This is a genomic window from Variovorax sp. CAN15 (assembly GCF_030462475.1).
GTDB lineage: Bacteria > Pseudomonadota > Gammaproteobacteria > Burkholderiales > Burkholderiaceae_C > Variovorax.
In genome coordinates, this window is record NZ_JASMRZ010000004.1 from 119,133 (window position 1) to 142,523 (window position 23,391).

At 67.1% G+C, this 23,391-nt stretch carries 22 protein-coding genes; 16 read left to right on the plus strand and 6 right to left on the minus strand.

The genetic code is table 11. The features are described 5' to 3' along the window. Positions 1–26 precede the first annotated feature (26 nt). The 3 genes from QMO14_RS05370 to QMO14_RS05380 all read right to left on the minus strand — a co-directional run bounded on the left by QMO14_RS05370 (position 27) and on the right by QMO14_RS05380 (position 4,114). Positions 27–1,760, minus strand: a complete 1,734-nt coding sequence (locus QMO14_RS05370; protein ID WP_301505225.1) for a putative 2-aminoethylphosphonate ABC transporter permease subunit — start codon at positions 1,758–1,760, stop codon at positions 27–29. Beyond that, on the minus strand, positions 1,757–2,893 hold the full coding sequence (locus QMO14_RS05375) for a putative 2-aminoethylphosphonate ABC transporter ATP-binding protein (RefSeq protein ID WP_301505227.1): 1,137 nt from the start codon (positions 2,891–2,893) through the stop codon (positions 1,757–1,759). The genes QMO14_RS05370 and QMO14_RS05375 overlap by 4 nt, the downstream gene beginning before the upstream one ends. 180 nt (positions 2,894–3,073) lie before the next feature. Continuing rightward, on the minus strand, positions 3,074–4,114 hold the full coding sequence (locus QMO14_RS05380) for a putative 2-aminoethylphosphonate ABC transporter substrate-binding protein (protein ID WP_301505228.1): 1,041 nt from the start codon (positions 4,112–4,114) through the stop codon (positions 3,074–3,076). Between the two features lie 159 nt (positions 4,115–4,273). Between QMO14_RS05380 and QMO14_RS05385 the strand changes: the two genes are divergently transcribed. Genes QMO14_RS05385 through QMO14_RS05410 form a run of 6 tightly spaced genes read left to right on the plus strand, consistent with a single transcriptional unit; the run spans position 4,274 to position 10,132 of the window. Next, the gene (locus QMO14_RS05385; RefSeq protein WP_301505230.1) at positions 4,274–5,002 is read left to right on the plus strand and encodes a phosphonate utilization associated transcriptional regulator; all 729 of its coding nucleotides are present in this window, start codon (positions 4,274–4,276) and stop codon (positions 5,000–5,002) included. Between the two features lies 1 nt (position 5,003). Then, positions 5,004–6,230, plus strand: coding sequence for a phosphonoacetate hydrolase (gene phnA / locus QMO14_RS05390; protein WP_301505232.1), 1,227 nt, complete (start codon positions 5,004–5,006; stop codon positions 6,228–6,230). A 27-nt stretch (positions 6,231–6,257) separates the two neighbouring features. Continuing rightward, entirely contained in the window at positions 6,258–7,706 is a 1,449-nt protein-coding gene (phnY, locus tag QMO14_RS05395) for a phosphonoacetaldehyde dehydrogenase (protein ID WP_301505234.1), read from the plus strand. 6 nt (positions 7,707–7,712) lie between these two features. After that, positions 7,713–8,279, plus strand: coding sequence for a phosphonate degradation HD-domain oxygenase (locus QMO14_RS05400; RefSeq protein ID WP_301505236.1), 567 nt, complete (start codon positions 7,713–7,715; stop codon positions 8,277–8,279). Further along, positions 8,276–8,725, plus strand: a complete 450-nt coding sequence (locus tag QMO14_RS05405) for a GNAT family N-acetyltransferase (protein ID WP_301505238.1) — start codon at positions 8,276–8,278, stop codon at positions 8,723–8,725. The genes QMO14_RS05400 and QMO14_RS05405 overlap by 4 nt, the downstream gene beginning before the upstream one ends. An 18-nt stretch (positions 8,726–8,743) precedes the next feature. Then, a complete protein-coding gene (locus tag QMO14_RS05410) occupies positions 8,744–10,132 on the plus strand; it encodes an FAD-dependent oxidoreductase (protein WP_301505239.1) in 1,389 nt (462 codons plus the stop codon). 24 nt (positions 10,133–10,156) lie between these two features. Here the strand turns inward: QMO14_RS05410 and QMO14_RS05415 are convergent, their stop codons facing one another. Continuing rightward, positions 10,157–11,512 (minus strand): aspartate aminotransferase family protein, encoded by a 1,356-nt coding sequence (locus tag QMO14_RS05415; RefSeq protein WP_301505241.1) that lies wholly within the window; start codon positions 11,510–11,512, stop codon positions 10,157–10,159. 123 nt (positions 11,513–11,635) lie between these two features. Between QMO14_RS05415 and QMO14_RS05420 the strand changes: the two genes are divergently transcribed. Continuing rightward, the gene (locus QMO14_RS05420; RefSeq protein WP_301505242.1) at positions 11,636–12,580 is read left to right on the plus strand and encodes a LysR family transcriptional regulator; all 945 of its coding nucleotides are present in this window, start codon (positions 11,636–11,638) and stop codon (positions 12,578–12,580) included. 15 nt (positions 12,581–12,595) lie between these two features. Here the strand turns inward: QMO14_RS05420 and QMO14_RS05425 are convergent, their stop codons facing one another. Continuing rightward, the gene (locus tag QMO14_RS05425) at positions 12,596–13,360 is read right to left on the minus strand and encodes a FadR/GntR family transcriptional regulator (RefSeq protein ID WP_301505244.1); all 765 of its coding nucleotides are present in this window, start codon (positions 13,358–13,360) and stop codon (positions 12,596–12,598) included. Positions 13,361–13,578: 218 nt separating this feature from the next. Between QMO14_RS05425 and QMO14_RS05430 the strand changes: the two genes are divergently transcribed. The 8 genes from QMO14_RS05430 (at position 13,579) to QMO14_RS05465 (ending at position 21,507) form a co-directional block, all read left to right on the plus strand. Continuing rightward, complete coding sequence (locus QMO14_RS05430; RefSeq protein ID WP_301505246.1) at positions 13,579–14,784, plus strand: ABC transporter substrate-binding protein; 1,206 nt, start codon at positions 13,579–13,581, stop codon at positions 14,782–14,784. Positions 14,785–14,920: 136 nt separating this feature from the next. Next, on the plus strand, positions 14,921–15,781 hold the full coding sequence (locus QMO14_RS05435) for a branched-chain amino acid ABC transporter permease (RefSeq protein WP_301505248.1): 861 nt from the start codon (positions 14,921–14,923) through the stop codon (positions 15,779–15,781). A gap of 11 nt (positions 15,782–15,792) precedes the next feature. After that, positions 15,793–16,761 carry a branched-chain amino acid ABC transporter permease gene (locus QMO14_RS05440; RefSeq protein WP_301505250.1) on the plus strand — a complete coding sequence of 323 codons (969 nt, stop codon included), beginning with the start codon at positions 15,793–15,795 and terminating at the stop codon, positions 16,759–16,761. After that, positions 16,758–17,525 (plus strand): ABC transporter ATP-binding protein, encoded by a 768-nt coding sequence (locus QMO14_RS05445; protein ID WP_301505252.1) that lies wholly within the window; start codon positions 16,758–16,760, stop codon positions 17,523–17,525. Before QMO14_RS05440 ends, QMO14_RS05445 begins: the two co-directional genes overlap by 4 nt. Further along, positions 17,522–18,226 (plus strand): ABC transporter ATP-binding protein, encoded by a 705-nt coding sequence (locus tag QMO14_RS05450; protein WP_301505254.1) that lies wholly within the window; start codon positions 17,522–17,524, stop codon positions 18,224–18,226. The genes QMO14_RS05445 and QMO14_RS05450 overlap by 4 nt, the downstream gene beginning before the upstream one ends. A gap of 37 nt (positions 18,227–18,263) precedes the next feature. After that, positions 18,264–19,520 (plus strand): Zn-dependent hydrolase, encoded by a 1,257-nt coding sequence (locus tag QMO14_RS05455; RefSeq protein WP_301505256.1) that lies wholly within the window; start codon positions 18,264–18,266, stop codon positions 19,518–19,520. Beyond that, positions 19,517–20,989, plus strand: a complete 1,473-nt coding sequence (locus QMO14_RS05460) for a M81 family metallopeptidase (protein ID WP_301505257.1) — start codon at positions 19,517–19,519, stop codon at positions 20,987–20,989. The genes QMO14_RS05455 and QMO14_RS05460 overlap by 4 nt, the downstream gene beginning before the upstream one ends. 140 nt (positions 20,990–21,129) lie before the next feature. After that, positions 21,130–21,507 (plus strand): nuclear transport factor 2 family protein, encoded by a 378-nt coding sequence (locus QMO14_RS05465; RefSeq protein WP_301505259.1) that lies wholly within the window; start codon positions 21,130–21,132, stop codon positions 21,505–21,507. Between the two features lie 52 nt (positions 21,508–21,559). On the opposite strand, the gene QMO14_RS05470 is transcribed toward QMO14_RS05465, so the two are convergent. Then, complete coding sequence (locus QMO14_RS05470; RefSeq protein WP_301505261.1) at positions 21,560–22,708, minus strand: helix-turn-helix domain-containing protein; 1,149 nt, start codon at positions 22,706–22,708, stop codon at positions 21,560–21,562. A gap of 178 nt (positions 22,709–22,886) precedes the next feature. On the opposite strand from QMO14_RS05470, the gene QMO14_RS05475 reads away from it, so the two are divergent. Further along, complete coding sequence (locus tag QMO14_RS05475; RefSeq protein ID WP_301505263.1) at positions 22,887–23,384, plus strand: (2Fe-2S)-binding protein; 498 nt, start codon at positions 22,887–22,889, stop codon at positions 23,382–23,384. Positions 23,385–23,391 lie beyond the last annotated feature (7 nt).

Sequence of the window (23,391 nt, forward strand, 5' to 3'; positions counted from 1 at the left end):
GAACGGGGGCAAGGGTTGTCTTGGCTTCAGCCGCGGCTCAGGTTGCGCCAGGCCTGCGTGCGCGACAGCAGCACGCGCGTGAGCAGCGAATAGGCGATGCACACGACGGTCGAGGTGACGACGATCAGGCTGGCCAGCGCCGCCGCCGGGCCGATGTCGCCGGCGTCGTCCAGATGCATGATCGCGACCGAAGCCAGGATGGTCTCCGGCGTGTAGAGAAAGATGGCGCAAGACAGGCTGGCCATCGACACCACGAAGAAATAGCGCCCGATGTCCAGGATGGCCGGCAGGCACACCGGCACCGTCACCCGCAGGAAGGTCTTGAAGAACGGCACCTTGAGCGAGGCCGACACGGCCTCGAACTCGTTGTCGATCTGCTTGAGCGCCGTCACGGCCGTGAGATGGCTCGAGGTGTAGTAGTGCACCACCATCGAGATGATCAGGATCGCCATCGTCTGGTAGAGAAAGTTCAGCGGGTTGGCCGGATGGTTGAAGAACATCACGTAGCCCAGGCCGAGCACCAGGCCCGGCACCGCCATCGACAGCACCGCCATCAGGTGCATGCCCTTGCGCATCAGGCCCAGGTTGCGCGTCTTCTCGATCAGGTAGGCGCCCACGAACACGATGAGCGAGCCGGCCACGGCGGTGGCCATGGCGACGATCAGGCTGTTGGTGTAGGCGTCGGCCATGTCGCTTTCGATCAGCACGAAGTGGTAGTGCTTGAGCGTGAGCGACAGGTCATAAGGCCACAGCGAGATCAGCGAGGTGTAGATCGCCATGCCGATGGTGGCCAGCAGCAGGCCGCACACCACGGTGCAGAACAGCGTCAGCAGCGGATCGGCGAGCTTGCGGCGCTTGGGGCTGTAGGGCACAGAGCGGGCCGTGAGCTGCGCCTTCAGCTTGCGCCGCACCACGTAGTCGATGACGAAGGAAATGATCGACGGAACGAGCAGCAGCATGCCCACCACCGCTCCGATGGAGAAGTTGTGCTGCCCCACCACCTGCTTGAACACATCGACCGACAGCACGTTGAAGTTCCCGCCGATCACCTTGGGTGCGCCGAAGTCGCTCACCACGTAGGTGAAGACCACGGTGGCCGCGCTGATCAGGCCGTACTTGCACGACGGCAGCGTGATGGTCATGAACTGGCGGAACGGCCGCGTGCGCAGCGCGGTAGCCGCTTCGTACAGCCGGCCGTCGGCCAGCGACAGCGCGGTGACCAGGATCATCAGCGCATGCGGAAAGGTGTTGTAGACCTCCGCCATGATGATCCCCGGCGCGCCGTAGATCGACACGCCGCCCAGCAGGAACTTGAGCGCTCCCTGGTTGCCGAACCACTGCACGAAGGAAATGGCCGAGAGCAGCGAGGGCGCCAGCAGCGGAATCAGCGCGATGAGGCGGAACACCGCCTTGAGCGGCGTCGGCATGCGGCTGCGTGTGAGTGCGTACGCGAAGACGAAGGCAGTGGGCACCGAGATCATCACCACGGCAGCCGACACCCAGATCGAGTTCCATGCCGCGCGCAGCAGGCTGGGCGTCTGGAAGTAGGTGATGAAGTGGGTGAGGCCGACGAAGCGGCCCTCCCTGTCCTGCACCGCATGCGCCAGGATGGTCAGCAGCGGCGCGATCAGGAACACGAACAGCATCACCATCACCACGAGCAGGATCGCCCGGGCAATGGTTTCGTCTCGGCTCCAGCGCATGACGGGGCGTGCGTTGAATGCGGCGAGTGCGGGAAGAGGGCGGGCCAGCGTGTTCATGGCTTCGGTGCGCGGGCGGAGAAGGCGCGGATGCGGTTTGCGCGCAGCGCGATGTCGATGGTGTTGCCTTCGCGGATGTCCAGGTCGTGCAGCTGGTTGAGCGAGAAGTGCAGGCCCAGCGCCTGGCCGTGCAGCGCATCGGCTGTGACCTCGGCGATGCAGAGGCCGCCGAGGAACTCGACCTTGGTGACCAGCGCCCGCAGGCGGTTGGCCGTGTCGTCACGCAGGTGCTCGACCGCACGGTCTTCGGGGCGCAGGTAGAGATTGACGGCTTCGCCGGGCTCGAAGGCGCCGTCGCAGGCATCGCACTGCAGTTCCATATCGCCCACCTTGAAGCGCTGGTTGCCCAGCGCCACCGCGCGCAGCACGTTGACCTTGCCGACGAAATCTGCAACGAAGGGCGTGGCCGGCTGTTCATAGACTTCCATCGGCGTGCCGACCTGCTCGATCACGCCGTGGTTCATGACCACGATGCGGTCCGCCATCGACAACGCTTCTTCCTGGTCGTGCGTGACCATGATGGTCGTGATGCCGACCTGCTTCTGCAGCCGGCGGATTTCGCCGCGCAGCCGGATGCGCTCCAGCGCATCGAGCGCCGACAGCGGCTCGTCGAGCAGCAGCAGGCCGGGCCGCGTGGCAAGGGCCCGTGCCAGCGCCACGCGCTGCTGCTGCCCGCCGGAGAGCTGGCTGGGGTATTTGCTGCCCGAGGTCGGCAGGCCGACCAGCTTCAGCAGCTCTTCGACGCGGGCCTTGATCTCGCCGCGCCGGGCACGGCTGTTGACCAGGCCATAGCCGATGTTCTCGGCGATCGACAGGTTGGGAAACAGCGCATACGACTGGAACACGATGCCGTAGTCGCGCCGGTTTGGCGGCAGCCACGAGACGTCCTTGCCGTTTTGCAGGATCTGCCCGGAGGTCTGCGTCTCCAGCCCCGCGATGATGCGCAGCAGCGTGGTCTTGCCGCAGCCCGAGGGGCCGAGAAAGCACAGCATCTCGCCCGGGTTCACCCGCAGGTGCACGTCGCGCAGCGCACTGAAGGATTCGAAGTCCTTGCGCACGCCGATGATCTCGAGCGCTGCGGGAGCGCTAGCAGGCACCGGGCTGGCAATGAACTTGGTGTCGGTCATATCCATTTTTCGCACTCGTCGTTGGCGCACGCCTCGGGAATGGGCGTCGCGGGTTGTGAGAGGGACTACGGGCCTGTCGAACCGATTCGTGGGACACCGCGGAACCGGCTTTGCCGGGCCGCAGGTGTCGCCCCCGGTAGGGGGTTGGCGAAGCGACACGAAGTGCGCGCAGCCTGGGGGCGAGCCCTATTTCGGTTCGGCCTTGCCTTCGTAGCGCTTGCTCCACTCGGCCAGGATGCGCTCGCGGTTCTTTGCCGCCCAGTTGATGTCGTTCTTTGCCAGCAGCTTTTCGTAGTTGTCCGGAATGCCTTCCAGCTTCGAGGCCACGCCGGGGTAGGCCACCACCGCCCACCAGGTGGAAGTGATCTGGTTGGCCTCCTTGCTGGCCATCCAGTCGGCGAAGCGCTTGGCCTGGTCCAGCTTCTTGCTCGTCTTCATGATGCTGGTGGCCTCGATGTCCCAGCCCAGGCCTTCCTTCGGGAAGATCAGGTCGACCGGCGCGCCCGACTTCTTGACCTGGTGCGCGCGGAACTCGAACGAGATGCCGATGGGGAACTCACCCGCGCCGGCCTGCTTGCAGGGCTTGGAGCCCGAGTGCACGTACTGCGCGATGTTCTGGTGCAGCGCGTCCATGTACTTCCAACCCTCGGCGTCGCCCATGTTCTGCAGCCAGGAAGACACGTCGAGGTAGCCCGTGCCGCTGGAGGCCGGGTGGGGCATGGTGATCGTGCCCTTGTAGACCGGCTTGGCCAGGTCCTGCCAGGTTTCCGGCTTGGGCAGGTTCAGCTTCTTGGCCTCTACGCGGTTGAAGCAGATGGTGGCGGCCCACACGTCCATGCCCACCCAGGCCGGCGGGCGCGCGGCATCGGAGTAGGCCGGGTTCAGCTCCTTGAAGCCCTTGGGCTCGTAGGGCAGGAGCATGCCTTCCTGCTGCAGCAGCGCGAGGCTGCTGGCGGCCAGGCCGGCCACCACGTCGGCCTGCGGGTTGGCTTTTTCGGCCAGCAGCTTGGCGGTGACGATGCCGGTGGAGTCGCGCACCCACTTCACCTCGATGTCGGGGTTGGCTTTTTCGAAGGCGTCCTTGTAGAGCTTCATGGCGTCGGTCTCGAGCGCCGTGTAGACCAGGAGCGAGGTCTTTTGCGCCCATGCGGCGCCGCTGGCCGCAAGGCCCAGCGCTGCCGCACACAGAACCGCCGTGAGACGGCGCGTGCTTTGTTTCATCGTCATCTGTTTCTCCTGAGAGGGCTTGCTGTCACTGGAAGGGGTGAGTGGCGGGCTCCGGCAATGGCTGTACCAAGCTCCGGTGAGCAAAATGTAGATTGGTGATTGAAGACTGTCAATAAAAAATTGTTGACAGTTTTCAATTCATCGGGAAAATACGCCCCCATGGTCACCAGCAATCACTCCGCCGCCCTCGCATTCCTCCAGTCCAGCTCGCTGCCGATGCTGATGCAGGAAGAAATCGAGCGTTTGATCATGACGGGCGAGCTTCCCGTCGGTAGCCGCATCAACGAGAGCGAGCTTTCGCAGCGCTTCAACACCAGCCGCGGCCCCATCCGGGAAGCGCTGCGGGCGCTGGAAGAGGCCGGCCTCGTGCGCAACGAAAAGAACCGCGGCGTCTTCGTGCGCGAGATCGCGTTCGAGGAAGCCGACGAAATCTACGAGCTGCGCGAGGCGCTGGAAGAAGTCATCGGTCGGCGCGTGGCGGTTGCCATCAAGCCCGACGCCATCGAGCGCCTGCGCGCCATGCTCGACGCGATGCGTTCGGCAGCCCAGGCGCAGGACGTGGAGCAATACGCGCAGCTCAACCTGCAGTTCCACGAAATCCTGCTCGACACCGCAGGCAGCAAGAAGCTGACCGAAACCTACAAGCGCCTGGTCAAGGAACTGCACCTTTTCAGAATGCGCGCGCTCGACAGCGGCGGCGGCCTGCGGGTCTCGGCCGACGAGCACCGCGTGATCGTCGATGCCATTGCCAGCGGCAATCCCGACATCGCTGGGCAGGCGCTGCGCCAGCACGTCGCCGACAGTCGCGCCCGCATGCACAAGGCCTTCGGCCGCGCCGATTCCGCTCCCATTGAAGCCCCGAACAACCCACCCCAAAAGGAAGTCTGAAATGACACAGGAGACACTCGAAGTCAACGCCCGCAGCTACCGCTGGATGTCGCGCCCGGTGGTCGTGGTGTGCGTCGACGGCTGCGAGCCCGCGTACCTCGACGCGGCGATCGCCGCCGGCGTGGCCCCGTACTTCGACCGCATGAGAAAGTCCGGCGCCGACCTGCTGGCCGACTGCGTGGTGCCCTCGTTCACCAACCCCAACAACCTGTCCATCGTGACCGGCGTGCCACCCGCCGTGCACGGCATCTGCGGCAACTACTTCTTCGACCGCGAACTCGGCCAGGAAGTCATGATGAACGACCCCAAGTACCTGCGCGCGGGCACCGTGCTGGCCGCCTTCGCGGATGCGGGCGCCAAGGTCGCGGTGGTGACCGCCAAGGACAAGCTGCGCAAGCTCCTGGGCCACCGCATGAAGGGCATCTGCTTCTCGTCGGAGAAGTCCGACCAGGTGACGATGGAGGAGAACGGCATCGACAACGTGCTCGACATGGTCGGCATGCCCGTGCCCTCGGTGTACAGCGCCGAACTGTCGGAGTTCGTCTTCGCCGCCGGCGTCAAGCTCATGGCGTCGCGCCGCCCCGACCTCATGTACCTGTCGACCACCGACTACGTGCAGCACAAGGCCGCCCCCGGCAGCCCCGCCGCCAACGCCTTCTACGCCATGATGGACGGCTACCTCGCRCARCTSGACGCCCTGGGCGCCACCATCGTCGTCACCGCCGACCACGGCATGAACGACAAGCACGACGCAGCCGGCGCGCCCAAGGTCATCTACCTGCAGGACGTGCTCGACGGCTGGTACGGCCAGGACGAGGCACGGGTCATCCTGCCGATCACCGACCCCTACGTGGTGCACCACGGCGCGCTCGGCTCCTTCGCCACCGTSTACGCGCCCGCTGAAGCCAGCGTGCCCGGCTGGATCGAGCGCATCAAGGGCATCCCCGGCATGGAGCTGGTGCTCTCGCGCAAGGACGCCGCCGAACGCTTCGARCTGCCGCCCGAYCGCATCGGCGACATCGTGGTGGTCAGCGAGCAGAGCACGGTCATCGGCACCTCGGCCAGCCGGCACGACCTCTCGGCGCTGGAAGTGCCGCTGCGCTCGCACGGCGGCGTCTCSGAGCAGCGCGTGCCGCTGATCTGCAACCGCCCGGTCACCGGCATTGCCRCCGGGCGCCGGCTGCGCAACTTCGATGCGCTGGACATCGCGCTGAACCACGCCCAGTAACGACAACGACTCCCGGAGCACTTCCCCATGAGCCAAGCCATCCTGAAGCCAGGCACCGTCCACCGCGAGGCCCTGCGCATTGCCGGCGAGCGCGTGCACCGCGACCGCACGATCGAGGTGACCTACCCCTACACCGGCGAAGTCATCGCCACCGTGCCCAAGGCGACGCTGGACGACGTGCGCCATGCGCTGCGCGTCGCGCGCGACTACAAGCCCACGCTCACGCGCTACGAGCGCTACAGGATCCTGATGCGCGCGGGCGAGMTCATCGCCTCGCGCCTGGACGAGATCTCGCGCGTCATCACGATGGAGTCGGGCCTGTGCCGCAAGGACTCGCTGTACGAGGTRGGCCGCGCCTCCGACGTGCTGCTGTTCGCGGCCAACCAGGCCCTGGTGGACGACGGCCAGGTGTTCTCCTGCGACCTCACGCACCACGGCAAGAGCCGCAAGGTCTACACGCTGCGCGAGCCGCTGCAGGGCGCGATCACCGCGATCACGCCGTTCAACCATCCGCTGAACCAGGTGATCCACAAGGTGGCGCCGGCCATTGCGACCAACAACCGCATCGTGCTCAAGCCCAGCGAGAAGACGCCGCTGACGGCCTTCCTGCTGGCCGACATCCTGTACGAGGCGGGGCTGCCGCCGCAGATGCTGTCGGTCCTCACCGGCGATCCGGCGGAGATTGCCGACGAGCTGCTGACCAACGCCGACGTCGATCTGGTCACCTTCACGGGGGGCGTGCCGATCGGCAAGTACATCGCGGGCAAGGCGGTGTACAAGCGCCAGATCCTGGAGCTGGGCGGCAACGACCCGATCATCGTGATGGAGGATGCCGATGTCGAGGAGGCGGCGACGCTGGCGGCCAGCGGKTCGTACAAGAACTCGGGCCAGCGCTGCACGGCGATCAAGCGCATGCTGGTGCACGARTCGGTGGCCGACCGGTTCGTCGAGCTGYTGGTGGCCARGACGAAGGCGCTGAAGTACGGCGATCCGATGGACCCGGCCACGGACATGGGCACGGTGATCGACGAGGCGGCGGCGATCCAGTTCGAGTCGGTGGTCAAYGAGGCCATCAAGGCCGGTGCGAAGCTGCTCTATGGCAACGAGCGCCGCGGTGCGCTGTACTCGCCGACGGTGCTCGACCATGTGGACCCGCAGATGACGGTGGCCAGGCACGAGACCTTCGGGCCGGTGTCGCCGGTGATCCGCTTCAGGAACATCGAAGAAGCGATCCGCATCTCCAACGGCACGGCCTACGGGCTGTCGTCGGCGGTGTGCACGAACCGGATGGACTACATCACGCGCTTCATCCGCGAGCTGAACGTGGGCAGCGTCAATGTGCGCGAGGTGCCGGGCTACCGCCTCGAGCTCACCCCCTTCGGCGGCATCAAGGACTCCGGCCTGGGCTACAAGGAAGGCGTGCTCGAGGCCATGAAGAGCTTCACCAACACCAAGACCTATTCGCTGCCCTGGTAGACAACGATGAGCTTGAGCATTCCCGACATCGTCGGCCTGTTCGAAACCAAGGGCGGCGCGCAGTACGACGGCGAGCCGGTCACGCAACTGGAGCATGCGCTGCAGTCGGCGCACCTGGCGGAGCAGGCTGGCGCCGGCAGCGAACTGATCGCCGCCTCGCTGTTGCATGACCTGGGCCATCTGCTGCACGACTTCGGCGGCACGCCGACGCAGCAGGGCCTGGACGACCTGCACCAGTACCGCTGCCTGCCGTTTCTTCGCGCGTTGTTCGGCCCGGCCACGCTGGAGCCGATCCGCCTGCATGTGGATGCCAAGCGCTTCCTCTGCGCCAGGGAGCCCGGCTATCTCGAAGCGCTGTCGCCCGATTCGAAACGCAGCCTGCAGTTGCAGGGCGGCGTGTTCGACTCGGCGCAGGCCAGCGCTTTCGAGGCCCTGCCGTATGCAATGGACGCGGTACGCCTTCGGCGCTGGGACGACACGGCCAAGTGTGCCGATGCGAAGACGCCAGACCTGGCGTACTACGCACGACATCTGGCGATCGCGTCGAAGCCGGCTGCCACGGCACCGGCATGAGCGCCGCGTCATCGGTCGATCTGACCAGACGCCAGGCCACGGCGCAGGACATTCCCTTTCTGCTCGCGCTGAGGCAGCAGACGATGAACGGCCACGTCATTGCGTCAGGGGCCGAGGTCAGCGACGCGCATCACATGGCGCGGCTGATGCATCGCTTCGAGTGCGCCGAGGTCCTGCTGCACGAGGGGATGCCGGTGGGCCTGCTCAAGGTGTCGCGCGACCCGCATGAATGGGTCGTCATCCAGATCCAGCTGGCGCCCGGCTATCAGGGCGGCGGCATCGGCACCGGGCTGCTGGCCGAAGTCATCGACGAGGCCGCACGCGTGGGCGTCGACCTCACGCTCAGCGTTCTGAAGGCGAATCCCGCGAAGTCGCTCTATGAGCGCTTCGGGTTCGTCGTCGAGCGGGAGTCCGAGTTTTCCTACGAGATGCGGCGCAAGCCCTGAAAAAACTGCGAGCCCGACATGCGCCCCTTCTGGATCGAACAGGCTCTCTTCAACGACGGTGACCTTGCGCCCGCGCTGCAGGGCGAGCAGAGCGCCGATGTCTGCATCGTCGGCGGCGGCTTCACCGGCCTCTGGACGGCCATCCAGGCCAAGCTGCAGTCGCCCGCGCTCGATGTCGTCATCCTCGAGAGCGATCTCTGCGGTGCAGGCGCGAGCGGCCGCAACGGCGGCTGCCTGCTCACATGGTCGGCCAAGTTCCTCACGCTGCGCCGGCTGTTCGGCGAGGACGAGGCGGTGCGCCTCGTCAAGGCATCCGAGGCCGCGGTGCAGCACATCGCCGACTTCTGCGCCGCGCACGGCATCGACGCCGAGCTGCGGCAGGACGGCACGCTCTACACCGCCACCTCGCAGGCGCAGATCGGCACGCTCGACCCGATGATGCAGGCGCTGGAGGCACGCGGCATCCATTCCTACCGCACGCTGCCGCCGGAAGAGGTGGCGCGGCGCTCCGGCTCCGCGCGCAACCTGGCGGGCGTGTATTCGCCGATTGCCGCGACCGTGCACCCCGGCAAGCTGGTGCGCGGGCTGCGGCGAGTGGCGCTGGCCATGGGCATCCGCATCCACGAGCGCACGCCGATGCTGGACTTCGGCACCGGCCATCCCGTCGTGGTGCGTACGCCCACCGGCAGCGTGCGCGCGAAGAAGCTGGTGCTCGCGATGAACGCATGGATGGCCAGCACCTTCCCGCAGTTCGAGCGGACCATCGCCATCGTGTCGAGCGACATGGTCATCACCGAGCGGTGTCCCGAGCTGCTGCAGAAGATCGGCCTGACCGACGGCGTGTCGGTGCTCGATTCGCGCACCTTCGTCTATTACTACCGCAGCACGGTCGACGGCCGCATCATGCTGGGCAAGGGCGGCAACACCTTCGCCTGGGGTGGCCGCATGGCCAAGGTGTTCGACGAGCGCTCGCCGTACGAAGCCGAGCTGACGCAGGCCCTGCGTTCCTTCTTTCCGGCATTGAGCGACACGCCGATCACGGCCAGCTGGAACGGCCCGTCCGACCGCTCGGTGACGGGCTTTCCGTTCTTCGGCAGGCTCGATGGCGCGCCGCACATCTACTACGGCTTCGGCTACTCGGGCAACGGCGTCGGGCCGACCTATATGGGTGGACAGATCCTGTCGTCGCTGGTGCTCGACCAGGACAACGCATGGACCCGCAGCCCGATCACGCGGGGGCCGCTGGGGCACTTTCCGCCGGAGCCGGTGCGCTACATGGGCTCGATCGTGGTGCGCAACGCGATCCGCCGCAAGGAACTGGCCGAGGACGAGAACCGCCAGCCGTGGCTGGTGGACCGCATGCTCAGCAAGCTGGCCAACGCCGCGGGCAAGGCCGACAAGGCCTGATGCCCCGCGCGGCCCTGATCTGCTTCAGTTGGTTTCGGCGAGGGCGTCGGCCAGCGCGTTGACCATGCGGTCGATCTCGGCCTTCTCCGCGATGAAGGGCGGTGCCAGCTGGATGGTGTCGCCGCCGTAGCGCACGTAGAAGCCCTTCTTCCAGCAGTTCATCGCGATCTCGTACGGGCGGCGCGCGGGCTCGCCCGGCAGGGCGGCGATGGTCAGGCCGGCGGCCAGGCCGTAGTTGCGGATGTCGGTGATGTGCTTGCTGCCCTTCAGGCTGTGCACCGCGTTCTCGAAGTGTGGCGCCAGCGCCTGCACGCGGCCGATCATGTCTTCCTTCTGCAGCACGTCGAGCGCGGCGATGCCGGCGGCGCAGGCCACGGGGTGTGCGCCGTAGGTGTAGCCGTGCGGGAACTCGAGCATGTAGTCGGGGCCCCCTGCCGCCATGAAGGTGTCGTAGATGTCCTTGCTCGCCACCACCGCGCCCATGGGCTGCGCGCCGTTGGTGATCTGCTTGGCGATGTTCATGATGTCGGGCGTCACGCCGAAGGCCTCGGCGCCGGTGAGCGCGCCGCAGCGGCCGAAACCGGTGATGACCTCGTCGAAGATCAGCAGGATGTTGTTGGCGGTGCAGATCTCGCGCAGGCGTTTGAGGTAGCCCTTGGGCGGAAWGACGACGCCGGCCGAGCCCGCGAAGGGTTCCACGATGACGGCTGCGATGTTCGATGCGTCGTGCAGCGCGATGATGTCGAGCAGGCGATCGGCCAGCTCGACGCCGTTGTCGGCCATGCCGCGCGTGAAGGCGTTCGAGGCGAGCTGCGTGTGCGGCAGGTGGTCGGCTTCCACGCCCTGGCCGAAGAGCTTGCGATTGGCCGCGATGCCGCCGACCGAGATGCCGCCGTAGTTGACGCCGTGGTAGCCCTTCTCGCGGCCGATCAGGCGGGTCTTGCTGGCCTGGCCCTTGGTGCGCCAGTAGGCGCGCGCAAGTTTCAGCGAGGTATCGGCCGCCTCGGAGCCGGAGCCGGTGAAGAACACGTAGTCGAGGCCGGCGGGCGTCATCTCCTTGATCTTGTTGGCCAGCTCGAAAGAGAGCGGGTGGCCGAACTGGAAGGCGGGCGAATAGTCGAGCTTGGCGATCTGGCGGCTCACCGCCTCGGTGATCTCGGGGCGGCCGTGGCCAAGGCCCGAGCACCACAGGCCCGAGAGACCGTCGAAGATCTTGCGGCCGTCGGCGTCGGTGAAGTAGGCGCCCTTGGCTTCCACGACGATCCGCGGATCGGCTTTGAAGTTGCGGTTGCCGGTGTAAGGCATCCAGTGCGCATCGAGCCAGGCGGCGTCGGTGCGCGCGGCGGACGTCGGTTCGATGGCGGGCGTGGCGATGGTCATGGCGTTTCCCGCGCGCTGGCGGGCTCCGGAGGGTGATGGGATGTGCCGATTGTTCGCAGACCCTTCAGTGTGGAGAATGGCGCAATATCAATGTTCACTTGACGTTTTATGCAAGTAAAGGAGATGGCCCCAAATGGTGCCTCCGGCACCCGCAACCGCGCTGTTCTGGGGCAGCTCAGCGACATGGACCTGCGCCTGCTCAAGGTGTTCAGGAGCGTGGTCGACTGCGGCGGCATGGCGGCGGCCGAGCTGGAGCTGAACATCGGCACCTCCACCGTGAGCCGCCATGTGAAGGACCTGGAAACGCGCCTCGGCCTGGTGCTGTGTCGTCGGGGCAGGGCGGGCTTCGCGCTCACCGCCGAAGGGCAGCGGGTGTACGACGAGACGCTGCGGCTGCTGGCATCGGTCGACGCCTTCCGCGGCAGCATCGACGACATCCACAACCGCATGGGCGGGCAGCTCGACGTGGCGCTGTTCGACAAGACGGCGACCAACCCGCAGGCGCGCATCGGCGATGCCATCGCGCGCTTCACCGAGATCGCGCCCGAGGTACGGCTGGCCGTGCACGTGGGCTCGATCAACGCCATCGAGCAGGGCGTGCTGGAGGGCAACTTCCAGATCGGCATCATCCCGGCGCACCGAGCTTCCAAGAGCCTGGTGTACGCCGACCTGTTCGACGAGACCATGCTGCTGTACTGCGGGGCGGGGCATCCGCTCTTCGGCATGAGCCACGGCAAGCTCACCTGGGCACGGCTGCGCGAGCACCATTTCGCGGGGCTGGGCTACCACTCGCCCAACATGGAGCTGAGCCATCGCGCGAAGCTGTCGCGCATGGCCACGGGCTTCGACCAGGAGGCGATCGCGACGCTGATCCTCTCGGGGCGCTTCCTGGGCTTTCTGCCCGACCACTATGCGCAGGTGTTCGAGGAGCGCGGGCTCATGAAGGCGGTGCTGCCGGCGCGCTTCAACTACGCGTGCCGCTTCGTCAGCCTGCTGCGGCGCTCGCCGAAGCCGTCGCGGGCGGTGCTGGCGTTCCAGGAGTGCCTGGAAGAGGCGCACCGGAAGTAGGAGCGAGCGAAAGGGTCAGCGCTGCCCGCTGGGCAGCAGCAGATGCTTGGCGCCGATGTGCGCCTCCATCTCGTGCATGTGCTGCTCGGCGTCGACCATGTGCTCGGTCATCAGCCGGCGTACCTCGTCGGCGTCTTCCTTGCGGTAGGCCGCGAGCAGCTGCGTGTGGTAGTCGACATTCGCCTCGCCGAAGTGGTGATGGTCGAGCGCCTTCTTGTAGACCACGAGGTCGCGCAGCAGGTCGTTGAGGAAGCGGCACATGAAGGAGAGCACCGGATTGGGGCAGCTCTCCGCCAGCATGGTGTGGAAGGCCAGTTCGGCCTCGCGCTGGATGCGCAGTTCGTCCTCGCTGGTCGGTTCGACCGTGCACAGCCGCACGTTTTCTTCCAGCTTCTCGAACTGCTCGGGCGTCAGTTTGCCCACCACGCTCGCGGCCAGCTCGGGCTCCAGCGCCTTGCGCAGCTGGTAGATATGGTGGCCGTCCAGATGATGGAAATGCAGGAAGTTGCGCAGCGGCTCCGACGCATGCTCCACCGACACCTGCTGCAGATAGGCGCCGCCGCCGGGGCCGGTGCGGATGGAGATCAGGCCGCGCACCTCCAGCGCCTTCAGCGCCTCGCGCACGGTGCTCTTCGAATAGCCGAAGAGCTCGATCAGTTCCTTCTCGTTCGGCAGCCGGTCGCCGGGCTGCTTGCGCTCCGCCACGATCCATCGCTTGACGTCTTCGACGATGACGTCCGAGAGCTTCTGCCGCTTAGGACGGTTCTGCCCCACTCTCATTGAAACGCTCCATGCACATCGGGAGATGCGCGGGATGCGCAACAGCGCGCGATCTTAAACGGCGCGCTGCGGGGGATCGGTGTGGTCTTGGGCACAGGGCTTGCTAGCGGGTTTTTACCAGCATATTAATCCAATTTATCCGCTTAAATTCGCCGGCAATCGCAGGCACCCCCGTTTCCTTCATCCCTTTCTTCCCACCAACCTCGACCGGAGAACTCATGCAACGCAGACAACTTCTTCAGCTGGCCGCCCTGTCGGCTGCCCCCGCCTCGCTCCTGGGCGGCCGCGCCGCCTTCGCCCAGTCGGCGGACGCGATCCGATTCGGCTGCCCGGTCCCGATGTCTGGCGCCTTCGCCGCCAACGGCAAGTACGCCGACCTGGGCATGAAGCTGGCCATCGAGCAGTACGGCAGCGTGCTGAAGCGTCCGCTGGCCTACACGGTGCTCGACACCGAAGGCAAGCCGGCCACCGCCGTGCGCAAGGTGCAGGAAGCCTCGCAGCAGCAGGGCACGAAGTTCTTCGCGGGCGGCATCCTGTCGTCGGAAGCGCTCGCCATGGGCAAGGAGGCCGAGAAGGCCGGCGGCCTGTTCATCACCACCGCGGGCGCCGACGAGATCACCGGCAAGGACTGCAACCCCGCCACCTTCCGCTGGTCGGTGCCCACCTTCGGCGCCATCGAGCAGACGGTGCGCCCGCTGATCGCCAGCATGCCCAAGGCCAGGCGCTGGTACACCATCACGCCGCAGTACGTGTTCGGCGACGGCCTGCTGAGCGCCGCCAAGACCATCTTCCAGGAGAAGGGCATCGAGCACGTGGGCAACAGCTACCACTCGCTCAACGAGAAGGAGTTCAGCGGCTACCTCACCAACGCCATGGCCGCCAAGCCCGACGTGCTGCTGCTGCTGAACTTCGGCGCCCAGTCGTCGGCCGCGCTGCGCCAGGCGGTGAGCTTCGGCATGCACAAGAACATGACGATCCTGATGGCCTGGGCCTCGGGCCTGGAGCAGTTCGACGAACTCGGCGCGGACCTGTGCGACGGCGTGTACTTCGGCGCGCAGTACTGGCACACGGCCGACACCCCGCTCAACAAGGACCTGGTGAAGCGCACCGCCGACAAGCTCAAGATCGTGCCCAACTACAGCCTCGCCGGCTCGTACATCTGCACCAAGATCCTGATCGACGGCATCGTGAAGGCGGGTACGGTCGACCAGAAGGCGGTGATCGCCGCGCTCGAGGGCATGAAGTTCGACGGCCTCACCGGCATCGAGGAAATCCGCAAGGCCGACCACCAGGTCATCAAGGACTACTACCTGCTCAAGGGCAAGGCCAAGTCGAAGATGGCGAACCCGGCCGACTATGTCGACGTGGTGAGCTCCGGCAAATCCTTCCTCCCGGTCGACAAGACCGGCTGCAAGTTGGGCTGACCCCCAGGCTTGCCCACTTCGTGTGGCCGCCAACCCCCTTTCAGGGGGCAACACCAGCGGACCGGCAAAGCCGGTTCCGCGGTGTTCCTGGAAGGGGCCGCGCGTGCGGGGCTGCACTCTGCAACTACCTACATCTATGTCCGTCTACCTGCTCCAGACCATCAACGGGATCGGCATTGGCATGCTGTATTTCCTGCTGGCGGTCGGCCTGTCCATCGTGTTCGGCCTGCTGCGCTTCGTGAACTTCGCGCACGGGGCCTTCTACCTGCTGGGCGCCTACTTCTGCTTCCAGGCCATGCAATGGGGCCTGGACTTCTGGGCCGCGCTGGTGCTGGTGCCGCTCGTCGTGGGCGCGCTGGGCTGGCTGGCCGAGAAGCTGCTTCTGCGCCGCGTCTACGCCAAGGCGCATGAATTCCACATCCTCGTTACCGTGGGCCTCGCGCTCGCGGTGCAGGAGATCGTCATCGTGTTCTGGGGCCCGCTGGGCAACAGCGTGTCCACGCCCGACCTGCTGCAGGGCGTGGTCATGTGGGGCTCCTTCGTCTATCCGAAGTACCGGCTTTTCGTGATCGGCTTCACCGCCGTGCTCGCGGTGCTCCTGTGGTGGGTGCTCGAGGGCACGCGCCTGGGCAGCGCGGTGCGCGCGGGCAGCGAGTCGACCGAGATGGTGTCGCTGCTCGGCATCAACGTGTTCCGCGTGTTCAGCCTGGTGTTCGCGCTCGGCGCGGCCACGGCGGCGCTGGCCGGCGTGCTGGCCGCGCCGATCCGCGGCGCCGAGCCTTTCATGGGCGTGGAGGCGCTGGCCGTGGCCTTCGTGGTGGTGGTGATCGGCGGGCTCGGCAGCTTCGGCGGCGCGCTCGTGGGCGGGCTGCTCATCGGCATCGTGCAGAGCCTGATGAGCACCATCTGGCCGCCGGGCGCGAGCCTGATGATCTACATCGCGATGGCGGCCGTGCTGCTGCTTCGTCCCCATGGCCTGCTCGGCCGCAAAGCATGAACGGACACGCCATGCCGAGAAAAATCACTTTCCTCCTGGCGCTGGTCGCGGTGCTGGGCCTGCCGCTGGTGCTGAGCTCGGGTTCGCTCGCGAGCGAGGTGCTGATCTACGCGCTGGCCGCGCTGGGCTGCAACCTGCTGCTGGGCTACACGGGGCTGCTGTCCTTCGGGCAGGGCATCTTCTTCGGGCTGGGCAGCTACACCATCGCCATCCTGCTCACGCGGCTGAGCCTGCCGATGCCGCTCGCGCTGGCCGCGGCCGTGGCCATGGGCGCGCTGGGCGCGGCGGTGGTGGGCTGGGTCGCCATCCGCCAGCGCGGCACCTACTTCGTGATGCTCACGCTGGCCTTCGCGCAGATGTTCTATTTCATCGCCTACACCGCCACCGGCCTCACCGGCGGCGACAACGGCCTGCTCGACGTGCCGCGCCCCGGCTTCATGGACACGCCCTGGAAGTACTACGCCTTCGTGGCCGTGGTGTTCCTCGTCGCGTTCGGCCTGCTGCTGCGCGTGACCGATTCGGTCTTCGGCCGCACGCTGCTGGCCATCCGCGACAACGAGGACCGCGCCGCCGCCGTGGGCTACGACCTCAAGCGCTTCAAGCTGCTGGCCTTCGTCATCTCTGGCGCCGTCACCGGCCTCGCGGGCGGGCTGCACGCCATGATGACCGGCATCGCGCCGCTGTCGAACGCCGAGTACCACACGAGCGAGATGATCCTGGTCATCACCGTGATCGGCGGCACCGGCAACCTGTTCGCATCGGTGCTGGGATCGGCTTTCTACGTGCTGCTGGCCGACTGGCTCTCCACGCTGTGGCCGCGCTGGCTGCTGTTGCTGGGCCTGCTGCTGATCGGCGTGAGCATCGGCATGCAGCGAGGGCTCTGGGGGCTGGGCGAGAGCGCATGGCGGCGCATTTTCCGCAGGGCGGACCCCGGTGCCGTTGCTCCAGTCACACCCCCCGCACAGGGAGAAAAAGCATGAGCGACGTTCTCATCGAAGCCGTCGGCGTCACCAAGCACTACGGCAAGTTCGCGGCGCTCGGCGGGGTCGACCTGAAGATCCGGCGCAACACCGTGCATTCGGTGATCGGCCCCAACGGCGCGGGCAAGACCACGCTGTTCCACATGCTCACCGGCACCGGCATGACTACCGGCGGGCGAATCCTGTTCGACGGCCACGACGTGACGCGCGAGCCCGACCACAAGCGCGTGCAGCGCGGCATGGCGCGCTCTTTCCAGGTGACGGCGCTGTTCGCGAGCCTTCCGGTACGTGAGAACCTGCGCGTGGCGGCGCAGGGGGTCTCGCCGCGCCAGGCCATGAACTGCTGGCGCGCGCCGGTCGGCGAGCTGGCCTGCACGCGGATCGTCGACGAGGTGCTGCAGCGCATCGGGCTGGAGCGGCTGGCGGACACGCCGGCCGGCGAGCTCTCGCACGGCCAGCAGCGCCGGCTCGAAGTGGGCATGGCGCTTGCGGCGAGGCCGAAGGCGATCTTCCTCGACGAGCCGACCTCGGGCATGGGCATCGACGACCTCGACGACATGAAGCAGCTGATCCGCGGCCTGCGCGACGCGCACACCGTGGTTCTCATCGAGCACAACATGAACATCGTGATGGACATCTCCGACACTGTCACCGTGATGCAGCTGGGCCGCGTACTGGCCGAGGGGCTTCCGGGCGACATCCGCGCCGATGCGCGCGTGCGCACCGCCTACCTGGGCAACATGATCACGGGAGGCAAGGCATGAACATCCTCGAAGTCGAGAAGCTGCACGCCCACTACGGCAAGAGCCATGTGCTGCAGGGCGTGTCGATGACCGTGGGCGAGGCCGAGCTGGTCACGCTGCTGGGGCGCAACGGCGCGGGCAAGTCGACCACGCTCAAGAGCATTGCCGGCGCGGTGGCGCCCACCGGCGGACGCGTGCGCTTCCAGGGGGCCGACATCGCGGGCATGCCGGCGCACCGCATCGCCACCCGCGGCGTGTGCCTGGTGCCCGAGCACCGAGGCATCTTCAAGCTGCTGACGGTGGAAGAGAACCTGCTGCTCGGCCTGCGCCGCCAGTCGCCCTGGCAGCTGGCGGACATCTACCGCATCTTTCCGCGACTGAAGGAGCGCCGGCGCAACGGCGGCGGGCAGCTCTCGGGCGGCGAGCAGCAGATGCTGGCCATCGGCCGGGCGCTGATGAACCACCCGCGCCTGCTGATCCTCGACGAGCCGGTCGAGGGCCTGGCGCCGGTGATCGTGGAAGAGATCGTCGCGCAGCTCAAGACCATCAAGGCGGCCGGCGTGGCGATCCTGCTGGTTGAGCAGAACCTCGAAGTCTGCGTGCAGCTGGCCGACCGCCACTACATCGTGGAGCAGGGCGTGATCGTGCACGAGGCCGGCAACGCGGCCTTCATGGCCGACCACGAAGTGAAAGACCGCTATCTGGGCGTGGGCCTTGCTTGAGGCTTCCCGCAGACCCTCCATTCCTTTTCGCAAAGCCATGAAGAACTCTCAAAACGAACTCCGCATCGACGGCCGGCGGCTCTGGAACTCGCTGATGGAACTGGCCCGGCTCGGCGCCACCGAGAAAGGCGGTGTCTGCCGCATCGCGCTCACCGAGCTCGACCGCCAGGGGCGCGACCTGTTCTCGCGCTGGGCACGCGAGGCGGGCTGCGAGCTGCGCGTGGACGCCATCGGCAACATCTTCGCGCGCCGCGCCGGGCGCAACAACGCGCTGCCACCGGTGGCCACCGGCAGCCATATCGACACCCAACCCACGGGCGGCAAGTTCGACGGCAACTACGGCGTGCTCGCCGGGCTGGAAGTGATCCGCACGCTGAACGACGCCAGGGTGGAGACCGAGGCGCCGCTCGAGGTGGCGGTGTGGACCAACGAGGAGGGCTCGCGCTTCGTGCCGGTGATGATGGGCTCGGGCGTGTTCGCAGGCGCCTTCACGCTGGAGCATGCGCTGGCGCAGCGCGACAACGACGGCATCAGCGTCTCCGACGCGCTGGCTGCCATCGGCTATGCCGGCAGCGCTCCCGTCTCGGCGGCGGCGTCGCCGGTGGGCGCGTACTTCGAGGCGCACATCGAGCAGGGCCCGGTGCTCGAAGCCAACGAGCGCGTGATCGGCGTGGTCGAGGGCGCGCTGGGCCAGCGCTGGTACGACGTTGTGGTGCAGGGCATGGAAGCCCACGCCGGCCCCACGCCGATGGAGCTGCGCAAGGACGCGCTGCTGGCCGCTTCCGAGCTCGTGATCGAGGTCAACCGCATCGCGCTGGCCCATGCGCCGCATGCGCGCGGCACCGTAGGCTGGATCGAAAACTATCCCAACTCGCGCAACGTGATTCCGGGCCGCGTGAAGCTCAGCGTCGACCTGCGCGCGGCCGACGACGTGGTGCTGTCGGCGCTGGACGCCGCGCTGAAGGAGACCGTGCAGCGCATCGCCGCGAAGGCCAAAGTGGAGATGTCGGTGGAGCAGGTCGTGTACTTCCCGCCGCAGCCCTTCACGCCCAGGCTGGTGTCGGCCGTGCGCGAGGCCGCGCAGGCGCAGGGCATGAGCTGGATGAACGTGATCAGCGGCGCGGGCCACGACGCCGTGTACCTCGCGCGCGTGTGCCCCACGGCCATGATCTTCGTGCCCTGCCGCGACGGCATCAGCCACAACGAGATCGAGGACGCGCAGCCCGATCACCTGGAGGCCGGCTGCAACGTGCTGCTGCAGGCGATGCTCCAGAGCGCGGGAGTGGCGCAATGAAGGTGCTGATCGCGCGTCTCAACCACGAGACCAACACCTTCTCTCCGGTGCCCACGCCGCTCGCGGCCTTCGGGCCCGACGGCCCGACCTTCGGCGAGCAGGCCTACCGCGACAACAAGGGCATGCGCACCGCGATGTCGGCCTTCATCGACCTTGCCGAAGCGGCGGGCGCCACGGTGGTCACGCCGGTATCGGCCTCGGCCAACCCGAGCGGACCGGTCGATGCGCAGGCCTACACCTTGCTTACCCAGTGCATCGTCGACGCGGCGCCGGGCTGCGACGCCATCCTGCTCGACCTGCACGGCGCGATGGTGGCGCACAACAGCGCCGACGGCGAAGGCGACCTGCTGCTGCGCCTGCGCGCGTCGGCGCCGGGCGTGCCCATCGGCGTGGCGCTGGATCTGCACGCCAACGTCACGCCCGCGATGGTGGAGAACGCCGACGTGATCGTCGGCTTCAAGACCTACCCGCACGTCGACATGTACGAGACCGGCGAGCACGCCGGCCGGCTGCTCTTCGACATGCTTGCCGGACGCAGCAGGCCGCACATGCGCTGGCACCGGCTGCCGCTGATGGCGCACACGCTGCGCAGCGCCTCCTTCACCGGCGCGATGAAGCAGGCCATCGAGGCGGCGCGGGAGGCGGAAGAGTCGGAATCGCTGGCTGTGTCGATCCTCGCGGGCTTCTCGCTGTCGGACATCGAGGCGCCGTGCATGAGCGTGATCGCGGTCGATGCGCATTCGCCCGAACGCGCGCAGGCCACGGCCGACCGCATCGCGGCACAGATGTGGGCGCAGCGCGAAGCCTTCGTCTACCGCAGCGAGCCGCTGGCGGAGTCGATCGCGCGCGCAAAGCTCATCGCCGAGGGCGCGACGCGCCCGGTGCTGCTGCTCGACCATGGCGACAACTGCATGTCGGGCGGGAGTTGCGACACCATGGACGTGCTGCAGGAAGCGCTGGCCCAGGGACTGCACGGCATCGGCGTGGGGCCGCTGTGCGACCCGGAGGCGGTGGCGCAGCTTGTCGCGGCGGGCGAGGGCGCGCAGATGACGGTGGCGCTCGGCAACAAAGTCTCGCTCGCGGGCATCGGCCTCGAGAAGACGCCGGTGCGCCTGACGGGCATCGTGCGCACCATCGGCAACGGCGAGTACGTCATCACCGGGCCCACCTACACCGGCCAGCGCAGCAGCATGGGCCGCACGGTGCTCTTCGACATCGGCGCGGCGCGCATCGTGGTGACCGAGCGCACGCAGGAGCCGTGGGACATCGGCGTCTTCGAGTGCGCGGGGCTCGATCCGCGCAAGGAGCGCTTCCTGCTGCTCAAGTCGCGCATGTACTGCCGGCCGGTGTTCGAGCCCCTCTCGGCGGCGCTGGTGGAGTGCGACAGTCCGGGCGTCACGAGTTCGGACTACGGCCTGTTCCCGTTCAGCAAGGTGTGCCGGCCGGTCTTTCCCCTCGACGCCATGTGATTGCGAGGAGCGGTGAGGGAGGAGGGGCTCCGGCAGCCGCATTCCATGACCTGCGAGGTCATCGACCCGTTTCGCACGCGGCGCGACCATTCCTTCACCCCGCGATGTTGCGGGTCGACACCCCGAAAGGAATGGTCAACATGAACACTGCCGCACACGATGCCACCACCATCGCCCAACGCTACATCGCAGTCTGGAACGAAACCGATGCCGAGCGCCGCGCCGCGCTGATCGAAGCCGGCTGGACCGCCGACGCTCACTACGTCGACCCGATTGCGCAGGCCAGCGGACGCGAGCAGATCAGCGCGCTGGTCGGCGCGGTGCATCAGCGCTATCCGGGTTTCCGCTTCAACCTGCTGGGCAAGCCCGATTCGCACGGCGAACACCTGCGCTTCTCGTGGACATTGGGACCGAGCGGCGCCGAAGACATGATCCAGGGCACCGACTTTGCGCGGATCGATGCGGGCAAGCTGCGTTCGGTGACGGGCTTCCTGGACAAGGTGCCGGTCGGCGCCTGATCGGCGAAGACTGAACGAAAACTGAACGAAAACTGAACGGAGAAGGCCTGCTTCAGTCCTGCGCCCCGGCAGGCCGCCCGCGCCAAAGCTTGCGGTAGACGGTCGCGCGGCTGATGCCCAACGCCCGTGCCGCTTCCGCCACATTGCCGCGCGCATCGGCCACCGCCTTTCGGATCAGCGCGGCTTCCACGTCGCGCAGCCGGGGCCGCCCGTCGGCGGAAACGGCGGCGCAAGAGGCGCTGGCATTGCCACCTCGCTGAGGCCGCACCTGCACCCGCAGGCCGGACCACAGCGGCACCTCGAGCACGGCGTCGCCGCGACGGGCCGCGTCGAACATCATGTGAAGGGGCAGGGCGAACAGGTCGTTGAAGTTCAGGGCGTGGTCGCTGTGCGGCAGCGGCTGGTGCAACATCTGCCGGGCCGCTGCGTTGGCTCCCGTCACGGTGCCGGCCGCGTCGATGCACAGCAGCCCTTCGGTCGCTTCACTGCCCGAACTGCCCGGCCATGCCAGGTGCAGCAGCAGTTCGCAGGGCTCGCGCATCACCAGCATGTTCTCGATGTTGCGCGCGGAGAGAGTGGCCAGGTGGCGCAGTTCGGGCCGCTCGACCACCTGCACGCCGGTCAGGTCGAGCATGCCGATGCAGTCGCCCCGGGGGCCGAAGAGGGGGGCGCCGGCGCAGCTGTAGACGCTGGTGTCGTCGAAGAAATGCTCACCGCGGTGCAGCCACACCGATTCCTGCTCGGCCAGCGCGGTACCGATGGCGCTGGTGCCGATGGCGCGCTCGGACAGATCGACTCCGATTCGTCCGATGTCGCGCGCGTAGCGGCTCGCCGCATCGGTGCCGTCGGGCAGGTTGCCCACGTCGACCACGATGCCCTCGGCATCGGTGAGCACGGCGAAATAGCGGGTGTCGGCGATGGCACGGGAGAGTTGCTCGATCACCGGCCGGGCCGCGGCGACCAGCGCCCGGTTGCGCTCGACGATGTCGATACTGGCCGATCGGCTCACCGGCTCGAATGCGACGCGCTGCTGCGGCCGCCGGCCGGCCTCGATGCAGCGCTGCCAGGAGCGGGTGATCCATGAATCGATGCGGGCGGCCCCGCGTGCCCGCTGGGGCGCCTCGCCCTCGATCAGTTCGCGGCGGGCTTGGGCGATTGCCAGGGAGCGCTCAGGAGGCGGCGAAACGATTGATACGGACATCGTGGTTTTTCGCGCTTGTACGCGGGCTTTTCCTGGCCCGCCGGACGGCAAGCTGTTTCATTTTGAGAATTTCGCGCGCTCTGTGCAAGTGTCAAGGGTTTTGCCTAGGATAGTGCGAAAGGTCGGCATCCAAGATGCTTTCGCTGAAACAGCCATCACCTTTTACGGAGACAGCCAAATGCAGGTCGCATTCAAGGTCAACGGCCGCCAGGTCACGGTCGACGCCCCTCCCAACACCTTCCTCGTCCACGCGCTGCGCGAGCATCTCCATCTCACCGGAACGCACGTCGGCTGCGACACCGCCCAATGCGGCGCCTGCACCGTCCACGTGAACGGGCGCGCGGTCAAGTCGTGCAACGTGCTGGTGGCCCAGGCGGCCGGCGCCGAGGTCACCACCATCGAGGGCATCGCCGAGGCCGACGGCACGATGCATCCCATGCAGGCGGCGTTCAAGGAATGCCACGGTCTGCAGTGCGGCTTCTGCACTCCCGGCATGGTCATGAGCGCCATCGACCTGTGCACCCACCATCCCAAGTCGAGTGAAACCGAGATCCGCGAGCTGCTCGACGGCAACCTCTGCCGCTGCACGGGCTACCAGAACATCGTCAAGGCAGTGAAGATGGGCGGCGAGGCGATGGCCTCGGGCACTCCCGTCAAGACAACCGTCACGGCGTGAAGGGAGC